Annotated in this window: 1 protein-coding gene; it reads right to left on the bottom strand. The window is 43.1% G+C overall.

Annotation, left to right across the window (positions count from 1 at the left end; all coding sequences use genetic code 11):
* Positions 1-46: 46 nt before the first annotated feature.
* Positions 47-485, bottom strand: a 439-nt coding sequence (locus SINDD18_RS11575; protein WP_153014473.1) for a Rib/alpha-like domain-containing protein, incomplete at its 5' end; no start/stop codon positions are given.

Below are 485 nucleotides of genomic sequence, written 5' to 3'. Positions count from 1 at the left end.
CCTCATAGAATCAAGATTATCAGGTTTGCTTTATCAGAGTAATGTTTTACTCTTCTTCCTCGCGTTTTTTAGCGATGAGGAGTCCTCCTGTCGCTGCTGCAAGAAGTGCTAGTGCAAGTGAAGCGCTAGATTGTTTTGTACCAGTGTTTGGTAATTCTTTAGCGCCCGCTTTCTTAGCTGGAGTGTTATCAGAAGCTGGAGCTACATTAGCTGCAACAGTTACTTTAACTGGAACTTCATCCTTAGAACCATCTGGGTAAGTTACCACTACCACAGCGTCTTTGTCGCCTGAAGTTGTAGTGTCTACTGGTGTCTTGTACTCAAACTTAGTTCCATTTGGTAGGTCTCCTACGTTTCCGATTGAATCTTTAGCGTTTGGAGTTTCTCCTTTGTTCACTGTTTGATCTTTAGCTACTGGTGTGTTCTTATCCGCATCTGTACTTGGAGTTACAGGCGCTGGTGTGTTTGGAGTTACTACCTTAACA

The sequence above is a fragment of the Streptococcus infantis genome (genome assembly GCF_001579645.1).
Classification (GTDB): domain Bacteria; phylum Bacillota; class Bacilli; order Lactobacillales; family Streptococcaceae; genus Streptococcus; species Streptococcus infantis_E.
Note: the sequence above shows the minus strand (reverse complement) of the source record. Positions and strands in the feature narration are given on the sequence as shown.